This window comes from Bradyrhizobium sp. P2_E8, assembly GCF_056403875.1.
This window is the reverse complement of the sequence record NZ_JBFUES010000691.1, coordinates 1-4,230: the sequence shown is the minus strand read 5'-3', so window position 1 is coordinate 4,230 and position 4,230 is coordinate 1. Positions and strand designations below refer to the sequence as shown.

Below are 4,230 nucleotides of genomic sequence, written 5' to 3'. Positions count from 1 at the left end.
GCGGAGATCATTGAGCTGATGCGCAATCTCTGCGCCGAGAGAGGAACGGCCATCCTGATGATCAGCCACGATCTCGGCCTGGTCGCCAATGTCTGTCGCCGCGTTGCCGTGATGTATGCCGGCCGCATCGTCGAGGAGCGCGGTTCGGCCGATATCTTCCGTGCGCCTTCGCACCCCTATACGCAGGGCCTCGTCGACTCGTTGCCGCGGCTCGGCAGTCGCGCCGCGCTCGGCCGTACCAGGCTCCAGGAGATCGCGGGCGTCGTCCCGGCGATCACGGCTTTCCCTGATGGCTGCAGGTTCAATCCGCGTTGTCCGAAGGCGACCGATATTTGCCGGACCACTGCGCCGGAGACGACATGGCTGGAGGCGGGCGGTCTGGTGAGGTGTCACCACCATGCATGAACCGCAGGGCAGGCCGGACGGCGACGTCATTCTCAGCATCGAGGATCTCGCGGTTCATTTTCCGCTCGGGGGCGGCTTGCTGGGGCGCGGCCGGCGGCTGCTCCGTGCCGTCGACGGTGTCGATCTCAGGCTGAAGCGCGGCGAATGTCTCGGCCTCGTCGGCGAGTCCGGCTCCGGCAAGTCGACGGTCGCATTGTCGATCCTTGGTCTGCTGACGCCGACGCGCGGCCGCATCGTGCTGGATGGACAGGTCGTGACGAACAGGCAATCCGGCGATCGCAAGGCGTTGGCCCGCATCGTGCAGATGGTGTTTCAGGATCCGTATGCTTCGCTCAATCCGCGCCAGACCGTTCGCCGCACGCTCGAGGATCCCCTGCGGGTGCATGGCGTAACCACCGCAAGCGAGATCGAGGACCGCGTCGCGACGATGCTGCGGCATGTGGGCCTGCGGCCCGAACAGGCCGACCGCTACCCGCATGAATTCTCGGGCGGCCAGCGCCAGCGCATCGRCATTGCGCGCGCCCTGATCCTCAATCCCAGAATCGTCATCTGCGACGAACCCGTGTCGGCGCTCGATGTCTCGATCCGCGCCCAGATCATCAATCTGCTGCTGGAATTGAAGGAGACGCTCGGCCTCTCCTACATCATGATCAGCCACGACCTCGGCGTCGTCGAGCACATGAGCGACAGGGTCGCCGTGATGTATCTCGGGCGCATTGTCGAGAATGGCGACTGGCGCGAAATCTTCGAACGGCCGGCGCACCCCTATACGCAAGCCCTGATCGCCGCCATCCCCGATCCGTTGCGCCATGCACCGTTGGCGACGACAGGGGGCGACCTCCCCAATCCGCTCGATCCGCYGGACGGCTGCGCGTTCAGTCCGCGATGTCGATATGCCGAGGACGTGTGCCGCCGGGAGCCAGGGCCGTCGCTGGAGACGCGAGCCGACGGACATGCGGTGCGGTGTTGGCGAGCTGACGAAATTGCCGGCCAGATGGCATTGGCCTCGACCGAAAGCGCACATCCATAGAATGGAGAGCGCGTTCGTTGGCGCATCCCAAGTTCGCCGGCTGCCACCGCTCGCAGCGTCAATTTCTGTGGAACGTCGATGCCCGCTTTAGCGCGTGGACCATGGCCATGAGATTGACGGTTGCGGCTTCTTGGCTTGCGGCCGCTCCGGGGGGCGCGCCGGCCTTTGCGTTTGAACGACATTGGCCGACTGCCGCGGACGTGGCAGCGGTATGTCGGGTACCACTTTGGGCTCTTCAGAGCTCACCGCTGGCGACGCTTCGGGCATCGTCTTTGGCTGTTCGGGGCTCGTCGTTGGTGACGCTTCGGGCATTGCCTTTGGTTCCGAAGCGTTGGCGATGACGCGGGCGAGTTGGTCCTGACTTGCGTTGAGCCGCTCGGTGAGCGTCTGGTTTTCGCGCGCCATTTGGATCTGATCGGCCCTGATCTGGAAGATGATGCCGTTGTTGCGCGCCGATTCTTCTCGACTGTCCTTGAGTTGGCTTGCCAGATTTTCATTGTCGCGGATCAATTGTTCCTGCCTCGCCTTAAGCTGTTCGACCGTTTGGCTCAAGGCAGCAAGATCACGCGCCGTCGTTTGGAGCTGCTGCGACGACTCGGGACGCAGGGCAACGGCAGTCGGCACGACCGACTCCGGCGCGGCGGCGCGCGCCAGAGGTGCCGGGTCTGGGGGAGGCATCTTTGCCGTGTCGGCGGAGAATGACCACCACCAGGCAACCACACCAAGGGATACTGCCAACAGGGAGCCGACCAAAGCCACATAGCGCCAATCCGCCTGAAGCGTTGCCAGCAGGATGGGAAACCGCTTGATGCTGGTCGGCGCGGCCGCAGAACTGACTCCTGCTTCGCGTGCCAGGTTCGACAGTTGCTCCTCCAAGCTTGCGATCTGCCCTTCCACGAGCCTGTCGTCCAGCATGGAGTTCATTTGATGCTCCGTATCAAAATGCAATGGCATTCGCGTGAGAGCGATCCGCGCGTGTGCGCACGGCGAGCGAACACTCAACGCATCGGTAATTGGGCCTGCGAGGATTGTTTCTTGCCAGCCGCTCGGTGTTGATTTTTAACGCAGCCGAGCAGGGCGGAACTATGTTCGTATTTGGAGAATTATGGAAGGAGTGCTGACCCTTCAGCAACGCGCTTGCACCAGAGCTTTTGAGCCTGACCGCCAAGCCGCGGGTTCAAGCGTCCTCCGGCGATAAGGCCGTTGGTGTAGTCGCCGACGGTTAGACGCCTGCTTCGCGTTCGCGCTGTCGGACGCCGGCGCCGAAGCGCCGGCGAGCCGTCAACTTTTATTGGGCCGATATGCCAACCGTTGTCTGTGACTTCACAACCGGCGGCGGATTCCATTTTCCGGTCAGCGCTTCCGACTTTGGCGCGTACAGGCGCATGGTCAGATTGAACGGCGCCTTCGGTGCAGGAAGCCAGTTGGCCTCGAGCTCCTTGCCGGGGCTCGCGTTCTGGAAATAGAGGTCGAGCGAACCATCCGCATTGTACTTGAACGGCATCCAGCTAGAGACCGCAAAGCGGTTCAGCGTGTTGCCGACCTGGAAGCCGTCCTGATCGTAGAGCGTGATCGACCAGAACGCATTGACAGGCGGCGTGGCGCCCTTCTCGAAAGTGAGGGTGTATTTGTTCGCGCCATCGAGCGGCTTACCGGTGTCGTCGGCGAGATTGAGCGGATAGATGGCATCCTCGACCACGTTGGCGCCAAGCCCCTGCTGCGCGAGAATGGCCCGCTTCAGGTAGTAGTTGCCGTAAACACCCACCGTGTCGGTGTTCATCCCCCAGCCGTTGGCAACCCGCGCCAGCGTCGGCAGCTTCCAGGCCATCAGCTTCTGCGCGTCCTGCGGTGCGGTTTCCAGCGCCCTTTGCACGGCCGGATCGAGCTTGCCGATGTCAAAGCTCTTGCCGGGCTCGATGCCGATTTTCTTCATCTGCGCGATGATCGGCTCGTCGGTGACATGAGGCGGATGCAGCTTGAGCAGCTCCGCGGCATTGGCGAAATACACGCCGGCCGTCATGGTATCGACCTGGGTTTTCGGCGGCGTCTTCATGTCGACGCTTGGGTCCAGCTTGAATTCGACCGGCCTGGGCGTTTTGCCATACTCGGAAAGCAGGGTGACCTTGTAGCCGGCCTGGATCTTGCGGACCGCATCATAATCCGGCGGCCCGTCGGTCTTGGTCCGGCCGATCAGCCAGACGTAGGGCGTTGGCGCGTCGATGCGCTGGGTGTCTTTTGGAAGCTTGAACTCCTCAGCGAATCTGTCGCGCAGATCCGGCCGCCAGTTCGCCGGCGCCACCAGGAACGTCCCGGCCTTGGTGCCCGTCGTGCGCCAGCCCGGCGATGCGAAGACGTCCGTCCACATGTCGAGCATCGGCAGCAGATAATAGCGCCCATCGGTATCCGGCGCCGAGATGACGACCGGCTCCTTGGTCATGTCGAGCCAGGAGGCGGAATACAGCGTATCGAAGTTGGAACGCACCACGCCCTTGAAATCCGCCGGCGGATATTCGGGCACGTTGACGAACGTGTTCATCGGCCCCCTGAAATCGGTCGTGCCGTTGGTGAATTGCTTGCGGGATACGTCCATCGACATGATGGAGTAGAAGTAAACATAGGCGTCGACCGCGATGGCGTGCGCCTCCTGTTCGGTGATCGGCGGCGCCGATTGAGCCAGCGTTGCTGGTGCTGTCGCCGCACCAAGGCAGAGAGATAATGTCAGTGGCAGGAATCCTCGAAACATCTCGAACCTCCACTGCTGATTTTTGATTTGGATTTACGGCTTCGTTCAATTC

4 protein-coding genes are annotated in these 4,230 nt (G+C 62.4%); 2 read left to right on the top strand and 2 right to left on the bottom strand.

What is annotated here, in order from left to right; translation table 11 throughout:
• Positions 1-405, top strand: a 405-nt coding sequence (locus AC1D00_RS29640) for an oligopeptide/dipeptide ABC transporter ATP-binding protein (protein ID WP_477013112.1), incomplete at its 5' end; no start/stop codon positions are given.
• A complete protein-coding gene (locus AC1D00_RS29635) occupies positions 398-1,435 on the top strand; it encodes an ABC transporter ATP-binding protein (RefSeq protein ID WP_477013111.1) in 1,038 nt (345 codons plus the stop codon). The genes AC1D00_RS29640 and AC1D00_RS29635, both read left to right, overlap by 8 nt.
• An 87-nt stretch (positions 1,436-1,522) precedes the next feature.
• Here AC1D00_RS29635 and AC1D00_RS29630 read toward each other — a convergent pair whose 3' ends face one another.
• Positions 1,523-2,359 (bottom strand): hypothetical protein, encoded by an 837-nt coding sequence (locus tag AC1D00_RS29630; protein ID WP_477013110.1) that lies wholly within the window; start codon positions 2,357-2,359, stop codon positions 1,523-1,525.
• A 364-nt stretch (positions 2,360-2,723) separates the two neighbouring features.
• Complete coding sequence (locus tag AC1D00_RS29625; RefSeq protein ID WP_477013109.1) at positions 2,724-4,178, bottom strand: DUF1254 domain-containing protein; 1,455 nt, start codon at positions 4,176-4,178, stop codon at positions 2,724-2,726.
• Between the last annotated feature and the right edge of the window lie 52 nt (positions 4,179-4,230).

Coding starts and splice junctions, on each gene's coding strand:
- AC1D00_RS29630 (WP_477013110.1), bottom strand. CDS start 2,359: ATGAACTCCATGCTGGACGACAGGCTCGTGGAAGGGCAGATCGCAAGC.
- AC1D00_RS29625 (WP_477013109.1), bottom strand. CDS start 4,178: ATGTTTCGAGGATTCCTGCCACTGACATTATCTCTCTGCCTTGGTGCG.